Here is a 619-nt window from a genome sequence, read left to right on the forward strand (position 1 = left end):
TTATCATCGGACCGCCCAGTCGGTTGAGTAGACGCCGCGCATCCTTCAGGCGAAGCGACGTGGGAGCGGCGCCCCGCCGCTATCACGCGACCGTCGCGGCGGGGCGCCGCTCCCACCCAGCAAGCGTTTGGACCAAGCGATGATCGAGGCCCAGGGCAGTTTCTCTCCTTCGATGAAGCCTGGGGGCGATTCCTCGGTGGTAATGATGGCGAAGGACCTCTGTTGGAATTCGTCTATCTGGTCAATCGATCCGAGTCCCTCCGCGACAAGCTATCGGCTCAGGTCAAGCGAATCCGGACGGATATTCATCGCGGAGACAGCTCTCGCGTGGAGCTTCGCCTACTGGCACGCGTTGCTTTCGCCTCGGCACTCGGAGGACGACTTGAGGTGGTCGCCTTGCGGAAGCGCTTCCCAGATGCGGATCTCGGCTTCCTCGTCGAGCGATTGGAGCGTGAATACCTGATCCGCTCCCTGGAGCAGGGGCTTTTGCTGGATGGTTTGCATCCCGTTCGCTCCCGACTGCTCACGGACATCCTCCTCTGTGACCGGAGTGTCGCGTCTGCGCTCGTGATACCCGTCGGGTCGATCCCTCGCCGACGGGACTCGCGCAGGGCGACAA

General features: G+C 62.8%; 1 protein-coding gene. It reads right to left on the reverse strand.

All coding sequences use genetic code 11. The features are described 5' to 3' along the window. Positions 1-339: 339 nt before the first annotated feature. On the reverse strand, positions 340-619 hold a 280-nt coding region (locus G3446_RS27830), incomplete at its 5' end, for a hypothetical protein (RefSeq protein ID WP_209262678.1).

Source organism: Thiorhodococcus minor, assembly GCF_010820565.1.
GTDB classification, from domain to species: domain Bacteria; phylum Pseudomonadota; class Gammaproteobacteria; order Chromatiales; family Chromatiaceae; genus Thiorhodococcus; species Thiorhodococcus minor.